This window comes from Megasphaera stantonii (genome assembly GCF_025567065.1).
Lineage (GTDB): Bacteria > Bacillota > Negativicutes > Veillonellales > Megasphaeraceae > Megasphaera > Megasphaera stantonii.
This window is the reverse complement of the sequence record NZ_JAOQKD010000004.1, coordinates 49,372-69,746: the sequence shown is the minus strand read 5'-3', so window position 1 is coordinate 69,746 and position 20,375 is coordinate 49,372. Positions and strand designations below refer to the sequence as shown.

The 20,375-nt window shown below is 55.2% G+C and carries 21 protein-coding genes and 2 riboswitches; of the genes, 1 reads left to right on the top strand and 20 read right to left on the bottom strand.

The annotated features are described in order from the left end of the window. Positions 1–3: 3 nt before the first annotated feature. Positions 4–888 carry an Hsp33 family molecular chaperone HslO gene (hslO, locus tag OCV58_RS03930; RefSeq protein ID WP_154877024.1) on the bottom strand — a complete coding sequence of 295 codons (885 nt, stop codon included), beginning with the start codon at positions 886–888 and terminating at the stop codon, positions 4–6. 189 nt (positions 889–1,077) lie between these two features. Between hslO and OCV58_RS03925 the strand changes: the two genes are divergently transcribed. Beyond that, complete coding sequence (locus OCV58_RS03925) at positions 1,078–1,512, top strand: DUF6173 family protein (protein ID WP_087477413.1); 435 nt, start codon at positions 1,078–1,080, stop codon at positions 1,510–1,512. Positions 1,513–1,579: 67 nt separating this feature from the next. On the opposite strand, the gene ribH is transcribed toward OCV58_RS03925, so the two are convergent. The 19 genes from ribH to OCV58_RS03830 form a co-directional block, all read right to left on the bottom strand. Then, on the bottom strand, positions 1,580–2,044 hold the full coding sequence (ribH, locus tag OCV58_RS03920; protein WP_087477412.1) for a 6,7-dimethyl-8-ribityllumazine synthase: 465 nt from the start codon (positions 2,042–2,044) through the stop codon (positions 1,580–1,582). 32 nt (positions 2,045–2,076) lie between these two features. Then, a complete protein-coding gene (locus tag OCV58_RS03915) occupies positions 2,077–2,718 on the bottom strand; it encodes a riboflavin synthase (RefSeq protein WP_154877023.1) in 642 nt (213 codons plus the stop codon). Continuing rightward, on the bottom strand, positions 2,699–3,835 hold the full coding sequence (gene ribD, locus OCV58_RS03910; RefSeq protein ID WP_095628946.1) for a bifunctional diaminohydroxyphosphoribosylaminopyrimidine deaminase/5-amino-6-(5-phosphoribosylamino)uracil reductase RibD: 1,137 nt from the start codon (positions 3,833–3,835) through the stop codon (positions 2,699–2,701). The genes OCV58_RS03915 and ribD overlap by 20 nt, the downstream gene beginning before the upstream one ends. A gap of 99 nt (positions 3,836–3,934) precedes the next feature. Continuing rightward, a riboswitch (FMN riboswitch) is annotated at positions 3,935–4,071 on the bottom strand. Between the two features lie 57 nt (positions 4,072–4,128). Next, positions 4,129–4,773 (bottom strand): ribulose-phosphate 3-epimerase, encoded by a 645-nt coding sequence (rpe, locus tag OCV58_RS03905; protein ID WP_154877022.1) that lies wholly within the window; start codon positions 4,771–4,773, stop codon positions 4,129–4,131. A 2-nt stretch (positions 4,774–4,775) separates the two neighbouring features. After that, complete coding sequence (rsgA, locus tag OCV58_RS03900) at positions 4,776–5,633, bottom strand: ribosome small subunit-dependent GTPase A (RefSeq protein WP_154877021.1); 858 nt, start codon at positions 5,631–5,633, stop codon at positions 4,776–4,778. Positions 5,634–5,646: 13 nt separating this feature from the next. Then, complete coding sequence (gene pknB, locus OCV58_RS03895) at positions 5,647–7,572, bottom strand: Stk1 family PASTA domain-containing Ser/Thr kinase (RefSeq protein WP_095628860.1); 1,926 nt, start codon at positions 7,570–7,572, stop codon at positions 5,647–5,649. Positions 7,573–7,611: 39 nt separating this feature from the next. After that, positions 7,612–8,319 carry a Stp1/IreP family PP2C-type Ser/Thr phosphatase gene (locus OCV58_RS03890; protein WP_087477407.1) on the bottom strand — a complete coding sequence of 236 codons (708 nt, stop codon included), beginning with the start codon at positions 8,317–8,319 and terminating at the stop codon, positions 7,612–7,614. 69 nt (positions 8,320–8,388) lie between these two features. Next, positions 8,389–9,417, bottom strand: a complete 1,029-nt coding sequence (rlmN, locus tag OCV58_RS03885; protein WP_154877020.1) for a dual-specificity RNA methyltransferase RlmN — start codon at positions 9,415–9,417, stop codon at positions 8,389–8,391. A gap of 1 nt (position 9,418) precedes the next feature. Next, complete coding sequence (rsmB, locus tag OCV58_RS03880) at positions 9,419–10,750, bottom strand: 16S rRNA (cytosine(967)-C(5))-methyltransferase RsmB (RefSeq protein ID WP_154877019.1); 1,332 nt, start codon at positions 10,748–10,750, stop codon at positions 9,419–9,421. Beyond that, positions 10,747–11,511 (bottom strand): DUF116 domain-containing protein, encoded by a 765-nt coding sequence (locus OCV58_RS03875; protein ID WP_154877018.1) that lies wholly within the window; start codon positions 11,509–11,511, stop codon positions 10,747–10,749. The genes rsmB and OCV58_RS03875 overlap by 4 nt, the downstream gene beginning before the upstream one ends. 4 nt (positions 11,512–11,515) lie before the next feature. Next, positions 11,516–12,457, bottom strand: coding sequence for a methionyl-tRNA formyltransferase (fmt, locus tag OCV58_RS03870; protein WP_095628856.1), 942 nt, complete (start codon positions 12,455–12,457; stop codon positions 11,516–11,518). Next, entirely contained in the window at positions 12,457–12,915 is a 459-nt protein-coding gene (gene def, locus OCV58_RS03865) for a peptide deformylase (protein WP_087477402.1), read from the bottom strand. Before def ends, fmt begins: the two co-directional genes overlap by 1 nt. Positions 12,916–13,008: 93 nt before the next feature. Then, complete coding sequence (priA, locus tag OCV58_RS03860; protein ID WP_154877017.1) at positions 13,009–15,369, bottom strand: primosomal protein N'; 2,361 nt, start codon at positions 15,367–15,369, stop codon at positions 13,009–13,011. 125 nt (positions 15,370–15,494) lie between these two features. Next, positions 15,495–16,685 (bottom strand): methionine adenosyltransferase, encoded by a 1,191-nt coding sequence (gene metK, locus OCV58_RS03855; protein WP_087477400.1) that lies wholly within the window; start codon positions 16,683–16,685, stop codon positions 15,495–15,497. A gap of 55 nt (positions 16,686–16,740) precedes the next feature. After that, positions 16,741–16,843, bottom strand: a riboswitch (SAM riboswitch). A 77-nt stretch (positions 16,844–16,920) separates the two neighbouring features. Continuing rightward, entirely contained in the window at positions 16,921–18,135 is a 1,215-nt protein-coding gene (gene coaBC / locus OCV58_RS03850) for a bifunctional phosphopantothenoylcysteine decarboxylase/phosphopantothenate--cysteine ligase CoaBC (protein ID WP_154877016.1), read from the bottom strand. Between the two features lie 20 nt (positions 18,136–18,155). After that, positions 18,156–18,365: a DNA-directed RNA polymerase subunit omega gene (gene rpoZ / locus OCV58_RS03845; protein WP_087477398.1), complete on the bottom strand. Its 210-nt coding sequence runs from the start codon at positions 18,363–18,365 to the stop codon at positions 18,156–18,158. 34 nt (positions 18,366–18,399) lie between these two features. After that, the gene (gmk, locus tag OCV58_RS03840) at positions 18,400–19,014 is read right to left on the bottom strand and encodes a guanylate kinase (RefSeq protein ID WP_154877015.1); all 615 of its coding nucleotides are present in this window, start codon (positions 19,012–19,014) and stop codon (positions 18,400–18,402) included. Positions 19,015–19,031: 17 nt separating this feature from the next. Continuing rightward, positions 19,032–19,310, bottom strand: a complete 279-nt coding sequence (gene remA, locus OCV58_RS03835) for an extracellular matrix/biofilm regulator RemA (RefSeq protein WP_095628852.1) — start codon at positions 19,308–19,310, stop codon at positions 19,032–19,034. Positions 19,311–19,320: 10 nt separating this feature from the next. Further along, complete coding sequence (locus tag OCV58_RS03830) at positions 19,321–20,196, bottom strand: YicC/YloC family endoribonuclease (RefSeq protein WP_267312785.1); 876 nt, start codon at positions 20,194–20,196, stop codon at positions 19,321–19,323. Positions 20,197–20,375: the final 179 nt, after the last annotated feature.

Genomic DNA, 20,375 nt, shown 5'->3' with positions numbered 1-20,375 from the left:
CTATCACTCCTTATGTGCGTTTTCGAATAAAGTAACTAATTCGTCGTGGCTGATGACGTATTTTTCACCGCAGTAATGGCAGGTCATCTCTACCTGCGGGTCCTGCAGCAGTTCCTCCTTATCCTGGGCTCTCAGGGACAGGAGGACGTTTTCAATGCGCTGGCACGAGCACGTGCACTGCCACCAGGCAGGCTTGCGGAATAATTCTTTAAAATGCATGCCGCTTAAAATAATGTCGATCAGCCCTTCTCCATCGGGATGATTCTTCAAATACGTCGTAATCGGCCCGATCTGCGTAATGTTGGCCTCGACCCGCGCTAAGTCTTCTTCTTTCGCTCCCGGCAGCGCCTGGACGAGAAAGCCGCCTGACGCGGCAATCGTATAGTCCCGGTCGACGAGGACGCCTAAGCTGATCGTCGAGGGAATCTGCTCCGACGTGTATAAGTAATAAGCCAAATCTTCGGCAATTTCGCCGGATACGAGGTCGGCTTGGCTCGTATAGGTCATCTGCTCCGGCGTAAAGCGCGTTACCGTCAGCTGGCCGTGCTGGCCTACAGCGGCTCCTACATCTAATTTTCCGTTTGCTTTGAGGGGCAAATCAACTGTGGGATTGTCGATATAGCCCCGTACTTTATTGGAATCGAAGGCGTCGACGTGAACGGCTCCTAATGGGCCGTCGCCGGCAAATTTAAGGGAAACGCCTTCATGATTTTTATAGTCTCCGGCCAGGAGGAGCGCTCCCGTCATGGCCCGGCCCAAGGCGGCGCAGGCCACAGGCGACAAATGATGCCGCTGCCGCGCCGTTTCTGTTATGCGGCGCGTCTGGGCGATAGAAACGCGAATTAACTCGTCTGATGTATAATGGACGATCTGGTCTTCAATATGCATCCTGTTCTGATATCCTTTCTACATAAAATCTGAATCTAATTATACTACACCTGCGAGTATTTTTCACTACTAATTTGGCAGGTCGGAAAAACTGTGCTGCCCGCTGCCGGACTCTTTCGCCGTGCCGGCAGGATTTCTCCCTTCCGCATGGAATTATGTATATAAGAAACGGAAAAAGGGGGCATTACTATGGCAGACGAAAAGAAGGAATATACGGCGGCAGACGGCCGGGATATCTTGATCATTCCGCCGTCGGCGCCGCTGGATACGGCAGAAGATGAAGATCCGGAAACGCCCTACCTGGCTTCGGATATGTACCGGCGCATCGTCGCGCTCATCAACAATTTTGAATCGGACATGCCCGACGATATGCAGGCCGGCGGCCGCCTCGTATCGGCCGGCAACATTACCTTCAGCATTCAGGACGTAGGCTTTTGGGACCCGAACATGATCGTCTTCTACGGCGAACTATCTGACGGCTCTCATGTCGAATTGGTTCAGCACTTGTCTCAGCTGAACCTGCTTCTCGTCGCCGTCAAGCGGACCGACGATACGGATAAGCCGCGGCGGATTATCGGCTTTACGACGAAAGACGAGCCTGATACGGAGCCTGCGGCAGAATAACTGCATACGGCGTATAAAAGAGGCTGGTGCGCGAAGAAATTCTTCGGCATCAGCCTCTTGCGTTTTCTTACAGTTCTTTTATGAGGTTGACCATTTCGATAGCCGCTGTCGCTACGTCGAAGCCCTTGTTGCCCGCTTTCGTGCCGGCCCGTTCGATAGCCTGTTCGATATTTTCCGTCGTAATGACGCCGAACATGATAGGCACGCCTGTCTTCAGGGACGCCTGAGCAATGCCCTTGGCTGCTTCATTGCAGACCAGGTCGTAGTGGCTCGTCGCGCCGCGGATGACTGCGCCGAGGCAGATGACGGCGTCGTATTTGCCCGATTCGGCCATTTTCTGGGCGATGAGGGGAATTTCAAAGGAGCCGGGAACCCAGGCCGTCGTGATATCGTCGTCGCTTACGCCGTGACGATGGAGGGCGTCGTATGCGCCGCCAAGGAGCTTGCTGCAGATAAATTCGTTGAAACGCGCTACGACGATACCAAACTTAGAACCAGAACCAATTAATTGACCTTCTTTAATGTGTGCCATAGTAGAACACTCTCCTATTCTGAAATAGTATTTTAAAATCCATTTTCCAACAGCGTTTCCAGCGTGATACCGGAACGTTTGCCCGTATGGGCTGTGGTAAAGCTATGGACATATTTCCCAATTACGTCGGTTTCCAAATTGACGACGGCGCCGGGATGCTTGTCGATGAGCGTCGTGTTGGCCATCGTATGGGGAATGATGGAAACGGAAAATTGGCTGTTGCCTACGGAAACGACGGTCAGGCTGATGCCGTCGATAGCGATAGAGCCCTTTTCGACGATGAACGGCTCCATATCCTTGGGAATGGAAATCGTAATGACCCGGGCGATGCCGTCGGCGGCGATGCGAGCGATATGGCCGACGCCGTCGATATGGCCGCTGACGATGTGGCCGCCCAGCCTGCCGCCGACTTGCATGGCCCGTTCCAGGTTGACCTTCGAGCCGCTCTTGATGTCGCTCAGGGACGAACGGCGCATCGTTTCGTGCATGACGTCGGCCGTAAAGGACGAATCCGTCATGGAGGTCACCGTCAGGCAGACGCCGTTGACGGCGATGCTGTCGCCGAGCTGGGTCCCTTCCAGTACCTTACGGGCCAGAATCGTCAGCTTTATCGAATCGGGACGGCGGTCCAGCTGGCCGACGGTGCCCAATTCCTCAATGATGCCAGTGAACATAAGCTCCCTCCCTATTCGCATTATACGCTGTAATCAAAATATTGCCGTCGTGCAGCTCGACCGAATCGTACGCCAGGGGCAGGCATTCGTCGAGGGAATCGACGCCGTGGCCGCCGACAGACGACAGGGCCTGTTCGCCGCCGATGACTTTGTCGCCGATAAAGGCGTATATCTTGTCGACGAGTTTGTGGTCGAAGAAGGTTCCCTGAATCTTGCTGCCCCCTTCGACGAGGATGCTCTGCAACCCCTGCTTGTACAGCAAGTCCAGGGCGGCAGGCAAATCGATGTGGCGATCCTTGTTCAGCGGAGCCAGCAGGACGGTGACGCCCATGTTTTTCAATTCTCTCATCTTTTCTACCGGGCAGAGAGACGTCGTCACGACGATGGTCGGCGACGTCTTATCCGTCAGGACGAGGGAATTGAGGGGAATATGCCCCTGCGAATCCATGATGATGCGTACCGGCTGGTGCGGTTCGTCGTGGGCTTCGCGGCGGATGCGGCAGGTCAGCAGCGGATTGTCGAGCTTGACCGTATTGATGCCGACGAGGATGCCGTCGTAGATAGAGCGCAGGTAGTGGCCGTAATTGCGGGCCCATTGATTCGTAATCCACTGGGATTTTCCCGTCCGCGAGGCGATGCAGCCGTCGAGGCTCTGCGCTATTTTGACGGCGATAAACGGCTTCTGCACCATCATGTTTTTAATGAATACTTCGTTCAGTTGAGCTGCTTCCTTGGAAAGCAGCCCGATTTCGACAGGTATGCCGGCCTGCCGGAGAATGGCCGCTCCCTTTCCCGCTACGAGGGGGTTGGGGTCCAGCATGGCGATGACGACCTTGCCGACTCCCTTTTCTACGAGCGTGCGGGCGCAGGGCGGCGTCCGCCCGTAATGCGCGCAGGGTTCCAGCGTAACGTATACCGTCGCGCCCTTCGCCTTGTCGCCGGCTTCGCGCAGGGCCCATACTTCCGCATGAGGCGTGCCGGCCTGGCGATGGTAGCCCGTGCCGACGATTTCGCCGTCTTTTACGATGACGCAGCCTACGGCCGGGTTCGGCGTTGTATACCCTAAAGCCAGCTTTGCCAGCTCCAGGGCTTTTCTCATATAATCTACCGGTTCCAAATCTGTCATTCCTTTCCTGATAGATTTTGTTATAAAAAATAAAAAGGCTACGGGTATGGAAACCCAATAGCCTTTTGCGCACAACAAAAATAAACGAAACGTCGTCTTTTCCCATCCAGACTATACTGTCGGTACCGAAATCGCATCGGTTCAGCCCCGCTTACGCCAGGCTAGCGGACTATACCGCCGGTCAGGAATTGAAAGCTGCCCTTTCTCACCTTGCCCCAAAGACTATTATTCATATCCACCTATGATTTTAGCACATAAGGGATAGAAATACAAGTACAGACTTCTTACCGCAGCGCGGCGATGGCTGCAGCCCGGTCTGCCGCTCCAAATACGGCGCTTCCCGCAACGAGGAAGGTAGCGCCGGCTTCCTTGACCGCCTGTACTGTATCGGCGTTGACGCCGCCGTCTACTTCTACGACGGCTTCCGTGTTGCCGACGGAATCGAGCAGCGCCCTGGCTTCACGGATTTTATCCAGCGAATAAGGAATGAATTTCTGGCCGCCGAAACCGGGATTGACGCTCATGATGAGGATCATATCGAGCTGCGCCGCCACGCAGGATAAAGACGATACGGGCGTAGCCGGATTCAAGGCGACGCCGCACTTCATGCTGGCGCTGCGGATATGCTGCAGCGTGCTGTCCAGGTGAGGACACGCTTCCTGATGGACTGTAACGTACTGCACGCCGGCTTTTGCCAGGCCGTCTACGTATACGTCGGGATGTTCGACCATCAAATGGGCGTCGAAGGGAATGGAAACGTGCTTCCGCAAGGCGGCGATGATCGGCACGCCGAACGTCAGGTTCGGCACGAAATGGCCGTCCATCATATCGAGATGGATGCAGTCTGCTCCCTTTGATTCTACGTCTTTAATTTCTTCAGCCAGCCGGGAAAAATCGGCGGACAAAATAGAAGGACAAATGTGTATCATACCTATCGGTTCCTTTCGAGAATAGAATTGACGATTTTGCAGTACGTTTCATACCGTTCTTTCTGTATCTTGCCTTCGGCAACGGCATCCTTTACGGGGCAGTCCGGCTCCGACAAGTGGAGGCATGACGAAAAGCGGCAGCGTCCGCCGTAAGGCGTCATGTCGGGAAATAAGGCGAAGACCTCCCCTTTGTCGAGATGTTCGAATTCCAGCGAACTGAATCCCGGCGTATCGATGACATACGTATCGCCTTCCAGCTGCATGATTTCCGAGTGCCTCGTCGTATGGCGGCCCCGCTTTATTTTTTCGCTGACTGAGCCGACAGACAGGTCCCGCCCTAAAATCTGAGACAACAGGCTCGACTTCCCGACGCCGGACGGCCCGGCAAATACGGTCATCTTATGAGGAAGCAAAGCCTTGATGGCGTCCAGCCCTTCGCCGGTAACGGCAGACACAAGATAGACATCATAGCCGCAGGTTTCATAAAAGGCTTTATAAGCTTCCGCTGTTTCACGGTCTAAATCGCACTTGTTAAAGCACAGCTTCGGATGAACGCCGCCGTATTCGCAGGTCATGAGCAGCTTGTCGACGAGAAACTGATTGGGATCCGGCGATTGCGCCGCCATGATGACAAACATCTGATCGATGTTGGCCACAGCCGGGCGGCGGAGGCTGTTCCGCCGCGGCAGCTGCTTTTCGACAACGCCCTTTCCGCCGCCTAATTCCGTAATTTCCAGCTCATCTCCGACGAGTATCTTCGCCTTGACCTTTCCCCGGCGACGGCATTCGACGAGCTGTCCGGCGCCGATATCTACGTAGAAATATCCGTTGTAATTTTTTATAACGCGGCCTGTAGTCATGATCCTCCTTCAATTAAATGTACTGATCCTGTACTAATGAATTGTTGATATATACCTTGACGCGGGTCTTGCCTACGCCGCTGATATTTTTAGTAATGCTGTCGCCGCCGGACTGGTTCTTGTCATAGACGACACGGGTACCGTTGTCGTCCGTCACGACGATCTGCACGTGCTGACTCGACGCGCCGGAAGGAACGCTGATATTCACCGTGCCGTAATGAGGCGTGCCGGCCGGTTCCTGATTATTGGCGCTGCCGTCGGGAACAGCCGCCGCTGCGCCGTATTCGACAGTCAAATCGACGACGTTGCCGCTGCGCGGACTTTGTTTGACAACCTTAGCCAGGGCGTTGTCCTTGGACGCATCCAGATTTGTCACGTTGCCGACGATATATCCGGCGTTTTCCAAGGTCTTCATGGCCGTATCCAAGGTCATGCCGCTGACGGTCGGCGCATCCTGTCCGTTTTTAGCGTCATTCTTCTTTTCGGCCTTGCGGCAGATAATGACGTCGACCGACGAGCCCTTCGCTACCTTGCGCGGCGAGGCCGGGCTTTGGCTGATGATCTTGCCGTTTTCATATTTTTCGCTTTCGGCGTAATGGACGGAGCCGATGGTCAGGCCGATTTCAGACAGCTTTTTCTTCGCTTCATCCAGCGTCAGGTCCCGCAGGTCGGGCATGAGGACTTCCGAGCCTTGATTGCCCTTGCTGACGGTCAGGTAAATAGTCCGGTTTTCCTTGACGACGGCCCCTCCCGACGGCGTCTGGGTAATGACCTCGCCGACTGGTACTTCGTCGCTTTCTATTTCGTTGACCGAAACGTTGAGGTGTTCCTTGGACAGTATTTCCTTGGCGATTTCCACCTGCTTGCCCGTTACGTCGGGAACGGTAATATCCTGGGTGCTCCAGAAATTGCCGAAGGAAAAGAAAGCCCACATAAACGCGACGACAAAGACGCCAAGCATGCCGATGATAATGGATTTTTTCGAATGGCTGCTGATGGAATCGAGCATGCGGGAAAAGATATTTTTCTTCTGCTCCTCTTCCGGCGATTTCAGCGGCGGAATCTTCTGAGTCGCAAAATTATTTTTGATAATCGGCATAGCCCCTTTATTGGTATTGACGAATCCCTGGGACAAGCGAAGCTCCGACATCATTTCGGCAATCGACTGGAACCGGTCGTCGGGATTCTTGGCCATGGCCTTTAAAATACACTGTTCCACCAGTCGGGGAATGCGGCGGTTATACTTCGTCGGCAAGGGAATATCATCCTGTACGTGCTGCAAAGCGACGCTGATCGCCGTCTCGCCTTCGAAGGGCACGACGCCGGTCATCATCTCGTACATGACGACGCCCAGGGAATAGATATCCGTCCGTTCGTCTACGGGGCCGCCGCTGGCCTGTTCCGGCGAAAAATAATGGACGGAGCCCAGCACGGCGTGGTCATCCTTGTTGGTCGCGCTGGAATTTATAGCTCTGGCGATGCCAAAGTCGGCGACTTTGATGCGTCCCGTTTCAGTCACCAGGATGTTATGTGGCTTGATGTCGCAGTGGACGATGCCGTTTTTATGGGCATTTTCCAAAGCCTCGCCGATATCGAAGGTAATCTGTATGGACGTATTGATCGGCAGATGGCCGTGCTTTTCAATATATTCCTTCAGCGTTTCGCCGCGGACGTATTCCATGACGATGTAATGCACATTTTCGTCATAACCAACATCATATATATTTACGATATTGGGATGGGACAGCTTGGCCGCCGCCTGCGCTTCCTGACGGAACCGGACGACGAAATCGTGGTCGTCTCCGTATTTTGCGAGAAGGATCTTGACGGCGACGATACGGTCCAGCAAAATATCCTGGGCCTTGTAGACGACGGCCATGCCGCCGGTGCCTACTTCCTCCAATATCTTGTATCTGTTGTCTAATATATGACCAATCATTTTTAGATTCTCCACCACTTTCATAGTAGTCAATCCCGATTATATGGTTGTTAAAATTGCAGTAACATTGTCTTTTGCGCCGTTATCGTATACCTGGGCAAAAAGATCGTTGATAATATCGCGTTCACTGCGGCTGTAATCGCCGACGGCGTCGCGCAGGACCTGCTCGTCCAAAAACGACGTCAGGCCGTCGGAGCAAATGAGTATCCGGTCTCCCCGCTCTACGGCAAAGGCGCCGCTGTCTACAAGCAGCGTCTTATCGACGCCGACGGCGCGGGTCAGGACGTGGCGCTGCGGGTGGTTCTGCAGCTCTTCCGACGTGATTTTATGCCGTTCCAGCAGCTCCTGGACGATCGTATGGTCTACGGATATTTGCTGCAGCCGGCCGCCGCGGTACAAGTAAATGCGGCTGTCGCCGACGTGACCCCAAAAGGCGTGCTGCTTGGCCAGGGTTACGAGAGATATAGTCGTTCCCATGCCTTCCAGCGACGGGTCGATCATCGTCTTGCTGATAATGCAGGAATTTGCGTATTGAATAGCTTTTTCCAGTTGTACCGGCGCGGCAAAGGTAAAGTTCTTAAAATAATAGGCGATGGCTTCTACGGCCGTCTTGCTGGCTATTTCGCCGCCGACGTACCCGCCCATGCCGTCGGCGACGGCCAAGACGTTTCGTTCGCGGCTTATATAAAAAGAATCTTCATTTACCTTGCGCACCAGACCGATTCGTGATTCGCCGTATGTGCCCAAAGTCTCACGTCCTCTCGCGGTGCGTTGTTATTACATACACATAATTCATATCATATTCCCTAGGACATGTCAAATGTTTTCACGCTTGATACGCAGCTGCCCGCAGGCGGCCTGGATCTGGCTTCCCATTTCGCGGCGCAGCGTGACGTTTATGCCGCGTTTCTGCAAATACGCAATAAAGGAATTGATTTCTCCTGCTGACGGACGATACAGGCCGACGTCGTAATTATCATTTATGGGAATGGCGTTAATCAGGATATTTTTTCCGCCAAACAGCTCTGCGAGCTCGTGGGCGCAGGCCGTGCTGCAGTTTACGCCCTGTATCAGGATGTATTCAAAAGTCACCTTGCGGCCTGTTTTCTGAAAATAATGGTCTGCCGCCTTCAGCACGTCGGCGACGGGATAGGTGTCCGTAATCGGCATGATGCGGCGGCGCAGCTCGTCGTTCGGCGCGTGGAGCGACACGGCCAGCGTAATAGGGATGCCTTCGTCGGCCAGGTCATACATGCGCGGCACGATGCCCGACGTCGACAGGGCCATGTTGCGGTATCCCAGATACAGCGTGTCCTTTTCATGGATCATCTTCATAAAACGGACGACGTTGTCATAGTTCAGCAGGGGCTCGCCTGTCCCCATGATGACGATAGAGTGAAGCTCCGGCGTTACGTATTTGCGGAACGCCATGAGCTGGGCTACCATTTCACCGGCTGTCAAATTACGGACGAAGCCGTTTTTAGCCGAAGCGCAGAAGGCGCAGTTTACGGCGCAGCCCACTTGCGACGACAAGCAGATAGAATTGCCGTAGTCGTGCATCATGAGGACTGTTTCGACGGTGTTGCCGTCGTGCAGGCTCAAAAGCAGCTTGACCGTCTGACCGTCCGGCGATTCCAGCTTAGACAGGATTTCGGGAAAATAGATGGGCAGCTCGGCCTTTAGCTTCTCCCTGTCGCCCTTGGGCAGCAGGACCATGTCGTCCCAGGAAAAAATATGCTGCTTATAGATGTAGTGAAAGATTTGGTCTGCCCGGAATTTTTTCATGCCCCGGGCTACGAGGAACTCCTGCAGCTCTGTTTTGGTCATATCGAATATATCGGCCATATTACTCTCCTCTTCTCATGCGGGCGATGAAAAAGCCGTCCAGGTGGTCGCGCTGCGGCAGCAGCTGGATGCACGGCCCGTCGTGATTCGGCAGGCGGCAGAAATCTGCGGCGTTTTCCAAGTGGAAGTCGCCGTGATCCTGCAAAAATTGCCGTACGATCTGGATATTTTCTTCATCGTGCATCGTGCAGGTGCTGTACACGAGGACGCCGCCGGGCTTGACACATTGGGATGCGCTGTCCAGGATGCGCTTCTGCAGTACCGGCAGGGTCCGTAAGTCGCTGGGCTTCTTGCGCCAACGCAAGTCGATTTTATGGCGCAGCACTCCCAGGCCGGAGCACGGCGCGTCGACAAGCACCCGGTCGGCACGGCCGGCGTAGGACTGGCCGATCGTGCAGGCATTTTGCAAAATCGTGCGCACGTTGGCCAAGCCCAGATGCTTGGCGTTGCTTTCGATGAGGCGCAGCTTATGCTCGTAAATATCTCCTCCGTAAACCGTACAGGTCGGTCCGCCCAGGGCGGCGATATGCGTCGTCTTTCCTCCCGGCGCGGCGCAGACATCGAAGATGAGCTCGTGAGGCTGCGGGTCCAGCACATGGGCGACGAGCTGAGACGGCTCGTCCTGAATGATAGCCAGCCCTTTTTTCAGGGCTTTGACGCTGCCGATGTTAGGGATTTCCGGCAAATATACGCCTTCAGGCGCATAGGCGGCTTTTTCAGCCTGAATTCCTTCTTCCGCCAGTTGGGCAATGAGCTCGTCGCGGCTGACGCGGGCCGTATTTGTCCGCAGGCAAAGTACTGGTATACTGTCGAAATACCGGCACAGCGCTTCTGTCTCAGCCAGGCCGTACTCTTTAATCCACGCTTTTACCAGCCAATCCTGCTGATGATACGTCATCGTCAGATGTAGCAGCGGATTTTCTTCCATCGTCGGAATAGAAAATTCCTGCCGGCGGCGAAGGCTGCTGCGTAGCATAGCATTGACGAAGCCGGCCATGCCTTTATTGCCAAGGCGCGTCGCCAGCTTGACCGATTCGTTGCATGCCGCCGACTCGGGCACCTTGGTCATACCGAATATCTGGTACAAGCCTAAGCGGACGATGGCCAGACACAGGGGATCGAGCTTATTGAGCTTGCGCGTGCTGATTTTTGATACGATCCAGTCTAAGTAATTGATATACCGCAGCGTGCCGTATACTAATTCCGTGTAAAACCGGCGGTCCCGGTCTTCCATTTTATATTTTTGGATAGCCTGCGACACAACGATATTGCTGTATCCTTCGTCTTTGCAGATAGCCAGCAGGCTGCGCAGGGCTATTTCACGTACGTTCATGCATCTTCTCCTATCATTGCAGATAAAATTTCTGTTAAGGCTCGTATATCGACGTCAGTATTGAAGCAAGGGCCGTTCGGCCGCTTGTTCAGCAAGCCGACAGCCGGCAAAGGCGCTACGTCCTGCATGCCGCTGATCAAGTCGCGCTCGCAGGCGACGGCTACTACCGCTTTCGGACGACAGGCCGCGACGACTTGCCGGGCCAGCGTTCCGCCGGGAACGACAGCGAAAGAAATGCCCAAGCGTTCCGACAGAGCTGTCATCTCGCCGATGGGACAGCGGCCGCACCGCCGGCAGTTCTGCACGTTCCGCGTGATTTTATGAGGGCATTGGTCCCACTGCAGACAGTGCGGCGCCAGCAGCAGGACTTGCCGCGGCGGCAGGCAGAGCGGACGGCGCAGGATCAAGTGATTCAGGACCTGGATATAGGCCCGGCTTATAGCGCTTTCCGCATACAGCAGCTTGCCGATACAGCGCACGAGGGAAAAGAGGACGCGAAGGCAGACAAATAACAACTGGCGAAGCCGCTTGTTTGAAGGCGTTCCGGCCAGTACACAGACCCACGTAAACCCATAAGCTGCAGCGGCCACCGCCAAGCACAGCCGGACGGCCCAGTCCCACCAAGCCGCTGCGGACGGCACATACAGGGACAGTCCCGGTTTGACCAGCGCGCAGACGGCGGCAAATCCAGCTAAAAAGACGGCGGCAGCGATACCGCCGCCGCTTAAAAATAAAATCGTCTGCCTGTACGCTGCCTTCACGAGTTTACTCCCTCGTTAAGACGTCGCCAGGCTGCAAGGAAATGCCTTGGAGAAACTGGGCCGTCTGCATGCGCTTCCGGCTTTCCGGCTGTACTTCACGCACGCACAGCGCGCCGCTGCCGGTTTGTACCGTAAAGGTCTTCTTAGTAACGGCGATGATCGTCCCCGGTTCAGCGTCGGCTCCGTCAACGACGTCGGCGCTCCACACCTTGAGGCGTTTGCCGTCGAGCCATGTATAAGCGCCGGGATGAGGATCGAGGGTGCGGATAAGCCGCTCGATGACAATAGCGTCCTGCGTCCAGTCGATTTGCGCCGTTTCCTTGTCGATTTTTGCCGTATACGTAGCCTGAGATTCGTCTTGGGGGCAGGCATTTCGTTCATACTCTTCAATATGGGCCAATACGTCCGTCAGCGCCTGTGCGCCCAATACGGACAGCTTATCGAAGAGCGATCCCGTCGTTTCCTTCGGGTCCAGCTTTATTTCCGCTTTCTTCAGGATAGCCCCCGTATCCATGCCTTCGTCGAGGAGCATGATCGTCACGCCGCTTACGGCCTCGCCGTCCTTGACGGCATACTGGATCGGCGCGGCTCCCCGATACTTCGGAAGGAGCGAGCCATGCACGTTCAGGCAACCGTACTTAGGAATATCCAGTACGGCCTTGGGCAAAATCTTGCCGTAGGCAATGACGATGATGACATCGGGCTGAAATGCCGCCAATTCGGCTACGACCTGTTCGTCCCGCAGCGTATCCGGCTGCAGCACGGGAATCCCCAATTCCAGAGCCTTTTCCTTTACGGGTGAAAAGGAAACCTTTTTCCCGCGGCCCCGCTGCTTATCGGGCTGGCTGTACACTGCGGCGATGTCAAAGCCCTGATCGTGCAGTGCTTGCAGGGACGGCACGGAAAAATCGGGCGTCCCCATAAATACGATTCGTAACGATGCCATTAGCCTATTCTCCGTAAATTTTCTGCTTTTTCAATAAAAAGCGTACCGTATAAATGATCGATTTCATGCTGGAAAATACGAGCCAGGAATCCTTCAGGCTCGTAGATCACCGTTTTGCCGCGGCGGTTCAGGGCCTTGACCTTGATGCGGTGATGCCGTTTTACCGTGCCGTAATAGCCGGGAACGCTCAGGCAGCCTTCATCTCCGTCGTCCGTTTCTTCCGAACGCTCGATGATTTCCGGATTGATCAGCTCGATTAAGCCGTTGCCGTCGTCGAGGACGACGAGCTGCAGCGATTCGTTGACCTGCGGGCCTGCGAGGCCGACGCCTTCGGCAGCGTACATGGTTTCAGCCATGTCATCGAGCAGTTTTTTAATGTGTTTCGTAATATGTTCAACCGGTTTTGCTGTTTCTTTCAAAATAGGCGCGCCGGCTTCAATGATTTTTAGCGTTGCCATTCTCTCACCTCATAGCTTACTATAGTATATTTACATTTTTCTCTTTATTATATCATATTTTTTCATATCTCTACAGATATGGCCTTTTCCGTTTTAGAAGGACGGGTCCACGTCGATGACGACGCCGGAGGCCCAGCACTGGGGCTCACGACGCATATAGTCTTTGATATCATCCAAGGATTCGCCTTTTATCAAGATGACCAGGCGGTATTTGCCGCGTATCCTCTTGATGATGTCGGCAAAGGGGCCAATGACTTCGACGGGACTGTGTTCCCGGCGCGCCCAGCTTTGCAGTGACGCCGCCAAATCGTTTCCCCGCCGCCACAGGGGCTGCTCCTCTTCGTCTGTGAGGATGATTTTTATGATGCGATGGAAGGGCGGGTACTGCAGGGCGCGGCGAAATTCGATTTCCTGCTCGTAGAAGGCGTGATAATCCTGCTTCTGCGCGCACTGAATGACGTAGTGCTCCGGCGCATAGGTCTGCATGACGACCCTGCCCGGCGCGTCTCCCCGTCCGGCCCGTCCGGCGGCCTGCGTCAGGAGCTGAAAGGTCCGTTCGCCAGCCCAATAGGCCGGCAGGTTGAGCAGGCTGTCGGCAGATAAAATGCCGACGGCGCTGACGTTGGCAAAGTCATGGCCTTTCGCTACCATCTGCGTCCCTAAGAGGATATCATATTCATGTCGCCGGAACCGTTCCAATATCTGCTCGCCGCTGTACTTGCGGCTGGCCGTATCCTGGTCCAGGCGGACGACGCGGCTGCTGGGAAACAGCTCGCCCAGCTGTTCTTCGACCTTTTCTGTTCCCGTTCCGAAAAACTTGATATACTTGCTGCCGCAGGCCGGACATACCGTCGGAATCGGCTTGGACGCCTCGCAGTAGTGGCACTGCAGGTGGTCGCTCTGCTTGTGGTAGACCATGGGCACGTCGCAGGTGTCGCATTTGACGACGTAGCCGCACTTGCGGCACATGACGAAGGTGGCAAATCCGCGGCGGTTCAGCAGGATGATAGCCTGCTGACCGGCTGCCAGCGTTTCTTCCAGCAGGGAAACCATGGCGTCCGACACGACGCGGTAGTTGCCCCTGGCCAGTTCGTCGCGCATGTCGGCAATGGTTACAGTCGGCAAAGGCCGGCCGTGGATGCGTTCTTTCAGCTCCAGCAGCGTATATTCTCCCTGCAGGGCTGCGTAGTAATCGCTGACCGACGGCGTGGCGCTGCCCAATATGACCGGGCAGCAGTAATAGGCGGCGCGCTTCTGCGCTACGGCGACGGCATGATAGCGCGGCGATTCTTCCTGCTTGTACGAGCTGTCGTGAGCTTCATCGACGATGACGAGGCCGAGATGCTGCGCCGCCGTAAAGACGGCCGAGCGGGCTCCGATGCAGATGTGGCTTTCGCCGCGGAGCATGCGGAGCCAGTTGTTTTTCCGTTCGCCCTTCGAGAGCTGGCTGTGCATGACGACGACGTCGTTTCCAAAGCGGCGGACAAACTGCCTTACGATTTGGCCGGTCAGGGCGATTTCCGGCACGAGGACGATGACCTGCTTTCCCTGCCGCAATACGTCTTCGGCCAGCTGCATATACACTTCGGTCTTGCCGCTCCCCGTAACGCCGTGCAGCACATAAGTGCGTCCCGTCGTGTCGCCGCGGACAGCCTGTACGGCCCGGGCCTGCTCGTCTGTCAGCGTCAGAGGACGGCTCTGTTCCAACGTCGGCAGCAGCTGCCTCGTCCGGACATTTCTTTCACTGATAGCCGCCAGTCCCGTGCCGCAGAGGCGGCGGATGACGTCGGCACTGTATCCTTTTCCAATAAAAGCAGATACGGGCGCGCTGCCTGCTTGCTTCAATTCAGCCAGCAAGGCCGCCTGCCGCCGCCGGTTCGCCAGCAGGCCGTCGGCGTCGTCCCGCACAAAGGACAGCCACTTTTCCGTTTTATCGGATATTTTATTTTTCCAGCCCTTCTCTACCTGCAGTACGCCTGCCTCAAGCAGAGCGTCTACTCGCCTGGCGCCGAATTTCCGCGCCAGCGCCGCTTTTTCCACCTGGCCCTTCGCTTGGACGTACGCGGCGACATCGGCGTCTTCCGCCGACGTGGGGGCCTTCGTTCCAACCGTAACATACAGACGGACTTCCAGCCCTTTCTTTTCTATCATGAACAGGCGGAGGGCGTCGGCAAGGTTGCAGAGATAATACCGGCTGATCCAGGAAGCCGTTTCGATCATTTCTTCCTGAAACCCCGCCTGCGCCGACAGCACGGTGCTGATCGGCTTGAGCTCGTATGCATATTCGCCTGCATTCCTCTCGCTGACGGCGACGACGATTCCTTCTTCCTGCCGCCGTCCAAAGGGAACTTGCACGCGGCTGCCGACGTGCACAGCCATGCCGTCCGGGACGATATAGGAAAAGGTCTGCTGCAGCCGTTTGGCCGTCGTATTGATGATGATGTCTGCTACCATAGCCCTGCTCCTGCGTTTGTATAACATAAAGATAGGGACTTGACGAAGCAAGCCCCTATACATTGTATCATATTTAATTCAGCCATGCCACCTGGAAGGCATGATTCCTCTGAGATGGCCCAGTTTTATAAGCCGGCTTCCTGACGGAGAACGTCGGCTTTATCAAGCTGTTCCCAAGGCAGGTTCAGATCGTTGCGGCCGAAATGACCGTAAGCGGCCGTCTGTTTGTAAATCGGGCGCTGCAAGTCAAGCATTTCGATGATGCCGGCCGGACGGAGGTCGAAGTGTTTGCGGATCAATTCGACAATCTTTTCGTTTTCGACTTTGCCCGTACCGAAGGTTTCTACGTGGATAGAAACGGGATGGGCTACGCCGATGGCATAGGCCAGCTGGATTTCGCATTTATCCGCCAAGCCTGCGGCTACGATGTTCTTCGCCACATAGCGGGCTGCATAAGCTGCCGAGCGGTCTACCTTTGTGGGGTCCTTGCCGGAGAAAGCGCCGCCGCCGTGACGAGCCATGCCGCCGTAGGTATCGACGATGATCTTGCGGCCCGTAAGGCCGGAGTCGCCCTGAGGACCGCCGATGACGAAGCGGCCTGTCGGGTTGATGAACAGTTTCGTCTGGTCATCGAACAAGCCTTCGGGAAGTTCCGGTTTGATGACGTATTCGAGCAAATCTTTTTCAATCTGTTCGCGCGTAACTTCCGGGCTGTGCTGAGCCGAAATGACGATGGTGTCGATGCGGACAGGCTTGCCGTCTTCGTATTCGACCGTTACCTGCGTCTTTCCGTCCGGACGGAGGTACGGCAGCGTGCCGTCTTTGCGGACCTTGGCCAGACGGCGGGACAGGCGATGAGCCAGAGAAATCGGCAGCGGCATGTAGTCGTCCGTTTCGTTCGTCGCATAGCCGAACATCATGCCCTGGTCGCCGGCGCCGATCGAATCGAATTTATCCGTCGTGCCGGATTTCTTTTCCTGCGCTTCGTCGACGCCCATGGCGATGTCCGGGGACTGTTCGTCCAGGGAGACGAGGACGCCGCACGTATCGCAGTCAAAGCCGTATTTTGCGCGGGTATAGCCGATGCTGCGGACCGTTTCGCGCACGATGTGCGGAATATCTACGTAGCACGTCGTGGAAATTTCGCCTACGACGTGTACCATGCCCGTCGTTACGAGAGTTTCGCAGGCGACGCGGGCGTTTTTATCTTTTTCCAAAATTGCATCCAAAATGCCGTCAGAGATTTGGTCGGCCATTTTGTCGGGATGGCCTTCGGTTACGGATTCAGACGTAAAAAATTCACGATTCTTTGCCATTATATCCTCCTTATGCGTTCAAAAAAAATCCCCTCTGAAAAGAGGGGTATGTATCAGCCCATCTTTCAGTACGCTACACTGTTGGATTTAGCACCTTTCATTCACTGAAGGTTGCTGCTGCATCATCGGGCCAATCCCTCCACAGCTCTTGATGGTTAAATATTTTATTCACTTGACCTATTGTATACTAACAAGAGGAATTATGCAAGACCTATTCGAAAAATCATGGCCTCGATTACTGATTTTTTTTGGCTAAAATCGCCGCGGCCCGTTCTACGATGACCGTTGCCAGGTCTTCCTTGTCCATTTTCTCCAGTTTTTCCATCGATCCGTCGGGGAACAGGAAGGTGGCGATATTCGTCGTGCCCTGGAAGCCGGCCCCTTCGGCGCTGACGTCGTTGGCGACGAGCATGTCGAGGTTCTTCTTCTTTAACTTAGCCGTGCCGTACTCGATGAGGTTCGTTGTTTCGGCAGCAAAGCCGATGAGAACCTGATGGGCCTTGCGCTGGCCCAAGCCGTACAGGATGTCCGGGTTTTTAGCCATCGTCAAGGTCAGCGTTTCGTCGGATTTCTTGATCTTATTCGCTGCCGGATGAGCCGAACGGTAATCGGCGACGGCAGCCGACTTGATGACCAGATCGCAGTCGTCGTAATACGAATCGACGGCGGCCTTCATGTCGTTGGTGCTGCCTACGTCGATGCGGCGCGCTACGCCGGCCGGCGTCTTCAGATGGTCGTTGCTGCCGGCGACCAAGGTGACGTCTGCGCCGGCAAAGGCTGCGGTTTTAGCGATGGCAAAGCCCATGCGGCCGCTGGAATGGTTGCCGATAAAGCGGACCGGGTCGATAGGTTCGCGCGTGCCGCCGGCCGTGACGATGACCTTCTTCCCTTTCAGCAGGCTCGTCCGGCAGGCTGTAAATTCGACGTAGTCGACAATGTCTTCCGGTTCGGGCAGACGGCCGACGCCGGTGACGCCGCAGGCCAAATGACCTGTAGCGGGCTCGATGATTTCATAGCCGTACTCCTTGAGGGCGGCGATATTTTTCTGTACGATGGGGTTCATATACATGTTGCTGTTCATAGCCGGGGCGATGACGACGGGAGCCGTCGTAGCCATGACCGTCGTCGTCAGCATATCGTCGGCGATGCCGCCGGCAATTTTGCCGATGACGTTGGCCGTAGCCGGAGCGATGACGAACACGTCGGCCCACTGGGCCAGGGCGATGTGCTCGACGTTAAATTCGGGAATATCGCCGAACATGGATACGGCGACGGGGTTGCCGGAAATTTCCCGCATCGTCAGCGGCGTAATAAACTCCGTGGCATGTTCGGTCATAATGCACTTGACTTCGGCGCCGCGCTTGCGCAGCATGCTGGCGATTTCAGCGGCCTTAAACGCGGCGATGCCGCCGCTGATGGCCAAGACGATTTTCTTGTTTTCTAATAACATGGCGATGATATCCTCCGCAATTATTTAATGCCGCCCTGAGGCTTTTCATAGGTAATCTTGCCCTGATCGATTTCTTCCATCGCGATGGAAACGACGCGCGTCGTTTCTACGTCTACAAGCGGTTCGTCGCCGTCCGTCAATTCGCGGGCCCGTTTTGCCGCCAGCGTGACTAAGGTGTATTTGCTGTCTACTTTTTTCATTAACGATTCCAACGTCGGTTTGATCAACATAAGAACATCTCTCCTCTTTACTGCATACAAATTTCTATCGATACGCCTGCTTGGTCTCTTCGATACAGTTGGCGTTGCGCATGACTCTGCACTCCTCGGCTTTCAGCACGGCAGCGGCCTTCTGAATCGCTTCGCCCAGATCGTCGTTGACGATGACATAGTCGTATTTATCAATCCATTCCAGCTCGTTCCGGGCCTTCGCCAGCCGCGCGGCGATGACTTCATCCGAGTCGGTATGACGTCCCCGGAGCCGCTTTTCCAGGACGGCCTTGCTCGGCGGCACGATGTAGATAAAGACGCCTTGGGGATACTTTTCCTTTACCTGCATAGCTCCCTGAATGTCGATTTCCAGCATGACGTGGTTGCCCTGGCGGAGCATCTGGTATACGTATTCCTTCGGCGTGCCGTAATAATGGTCGTATACCTTGGCGTGTTCTAGAAACGCGTCTTCCTTCAGCAGCTCTTCAAAACGGCCGTTGTCGGTAAAATAATAATTGACGCCGTCTTCTTCGCCTGGCCGCGGCTGGCGCGTCGTCATGGAAATAGAATAGTGGATATTGGGAAAATGCTCCCGCAGTGCGTCGCATATCGTCCCCTTGCCGGCGCCGGACGGGCCGGAGACAACGATAAGCAGACCTGAATCGATCATGGTCGCTCCATCCTCTCTTATAAATCTTCTTCTGGTTCTTCCTTATCTTCCCCGTCGACCTGCAAAATGCGGTGGGAAATAGTTTCCGCCTGCAGGGCCGATAAGATGATCTGCCCGTTGTCCATGATGAGGACTGAGCGGGTCTTGCGGCCGAAGGTCGCGTCGATGAGCGTATTGCGCTCCCGCGCTTCCTGCACCATGCGCTTGATCGGCGCCGATTCGGGGCTGATAATGGCCACGACTTTGCAGCCCATTACCATGTTGCCGAACCCTATATTCAATAAGTTGAAATTCATAGCCTCACCATCATTCGATATTCTGCACCTGTTCGCGAATTTTTTCGATTTCGTTTTTCAGCTGCAGGACATATTCCGTCACGTCGGTGTCGTTGGCCTTCGAGCCAATCGTATTGACTTCCCGGTTCAGTTCCTGAATGAGGAAATCGAGCTTGCGGCCTACGTCGCCGTCCTGCTCCAGAAAGCCCTTTAATTGTACCACATGGCTGCGGAAGCGCACAACTTCTTCCGTAAAATCCACCTTGTCGGCGTATGTGGCTACTTCCTGCAGCAGACGGTCCTGGTCGGGGACCTGGCGGGCCGCGTCGAACAGGGCCAGTATTTTTTTCTCCAGCCGTTCCTTATAGCGGGCGACGACGTCTTCTTTCTTCGCTTCAATGGCGTCGATCATAGCCGCCATCCTGTCGGTCCGCGCCAGCAAGTCGCGGCGGATATTGGCCCCTTCCTTATCACGCATGGCCACCATGCCGTCTAAGGCGCCCTGCAGAGCCTGGGCGAAGACGGGCCATACCTCTTCGGCGTCGACTGCCGGCGGTTCCTGGACGAACCAATCTTTAGTCAAGCCCATGATCAGCGGCAGCGTCGTCTTTTCTCCGCCGAACAGCGACTGGTTCACGTCGTCCAGCGCCGCCTTGCAGGCTGCCAGGGCCGCATAGTCGATGCGGATCTGAGGCGCCGCCGGCGTCAGTTCGCCAACGGTGACGTATACGTCGACCTTGCCGCGGTGCAGCGTCTCTTTTATACTCTTCCGCAATTTATCTTCCAGCGCCAGATAGGCGTGGGGCATGCGGATGTTTAACTCTAAAAATCGTTGGTTGACAGCACGCATTTCGATGGTCACGCTGACGTGCTCATCGCTGTACGTACCTCGGCCGAAGCCGGTCATGCTGCGCACTATGATGACCTCCTCTACAGCATCGTTCTATCTAATGTATTAGTATAACGTAAATCCGGCCGCAGGTCTATATGCTTTTGCGCAAAAGGCCGACTTTTCCCCTCAAAAATCCGCGCCCGGCCGCAAGCCTATCTACTCACGGCCCCGTATTTATGGTATGATGTCAGAAT

Excerpts from the sequence above, each read along its gene's own strand:
- OCV58_RS03915 (WP_154877023.1), bottom strand. The coding sequence starts at position 2,718 with ATGTTCACTGGCATCATTGAGGAATTGGGCACCGTCGGCCAGCTGGAC.
- OCV58_RS03925 (WP_087477413.1), top strand. The coding sequence starts at position 1,078 with ATGGCAGACGAAAAGAAGGAATATACGGCGGCAGACGGCCGGGATATC.
- hslO (WP_154877024.1), bottom strand. The coding sequence starts at position 888 with ATGCATATTGAAGACCAGATCGTCCATTATACATCAGACGAGTTAATT.
- rpe (WP_154877022.1), bottom strand. The coding sequence starts at position 4,773 with ATGATACACATTTGTCCTTCTATTTTGTCCGCCGATTTTTCCCGGCTG.
- pknB (WP_095628860.1), bottom strand. The coding sequence starts at position 7,572 with ATGATTGGTCATATATTAGACAACAGATACAAGATATTGGAGGAAGTA.
- rlmN (WP_154877020.1), bottom strand. The coding sequence starts at position 9,417 with ATGGCCGATATATTCGATATGACCAAAACAGAGCTGCAGGAGTTCCTC.
- priA (WP_154877017.1), bottom strand. The coding sequence starts at position 15,369 with ATGGTAGCAGACATCATCATCAATACGACGGCCAAACGGCTGCAGCAG.
- metK (WP_087477400.1), bottom strand. The coding sequence starts at position 16,685 with ATGGCAAAGAATCGTGAATTTTTTACGTCTGAATCCGTAACCGAAGGC.
- OCV58_RS03830 (WP_267312785.1), bottom strand. The coding sequence starts at position 20,196 with ATGACCGGCTTCGGCCGAGGTACGTACAGCGATGAGCACGTCAGCGTG.
- ribH (WP_087477412.1), bottom strand. The coding sequence starts at position 2,044 with ATGGCACACATTAAAGAAGGTCAATTAATTGGTTCTGGTTCTAAGTTT.
- coaBC (WP_154877016.1), bottom strand. The coding sequence starts at position 18,135 with ATGTTATTAGAAAACAAGAAAATCGTCTTGGCCATCAGCGGCGGCATC.
- fmt (WP_095628856.1), bottom strand. The coding sequence starts at position 12,457 with ATGGCATCGTTACGAATCGTATTTATGGGGACGCCCGATTTTTCCGTG.
- rsgA (WP_154877021.1), bottom strand. The coding sequence starts at position 5,633 with ATGACTACAGGCCGCGTTATAAAAAATTACAACGGATATTTCTACGTA.
- rsmB (WP_154877019.1), bottom strand. The coding sequence starts at position 10,750 with ATGAACGTACGTGAAATAGCCCTGCGCAGCCTGCTGGCTATCTGCAAA.
- gmk (WP_154877015.1), bottom strand. The coding sequence starts at position 19,014 with ATGATCGATTCAGGTCTGCTTATCGTTGTCTCCGGCCCGTCCGGCGCC.
- remA (WP_095628852.1), bottom strand. The coding sequence starts at position 19,310 with ATGAATTTCAACTTATTGAATATAGGGTTCGGCAACATGGTAATGGGC.
- rpoZ (WP_087477398.1), bottom strand. The coding sequence starts at position 18,365 with ATGTTGATCAAACCGACGTTGGAATCGTTAATGAAAAAAGTAGACAGC.
- def (WP_087477402.1), bottom strand. The coding sequence starts at position 12,915 with ATGGCAACGCTAAAAATCATTGAAGCCGGCGCGCCTATTTTGAAAGAA.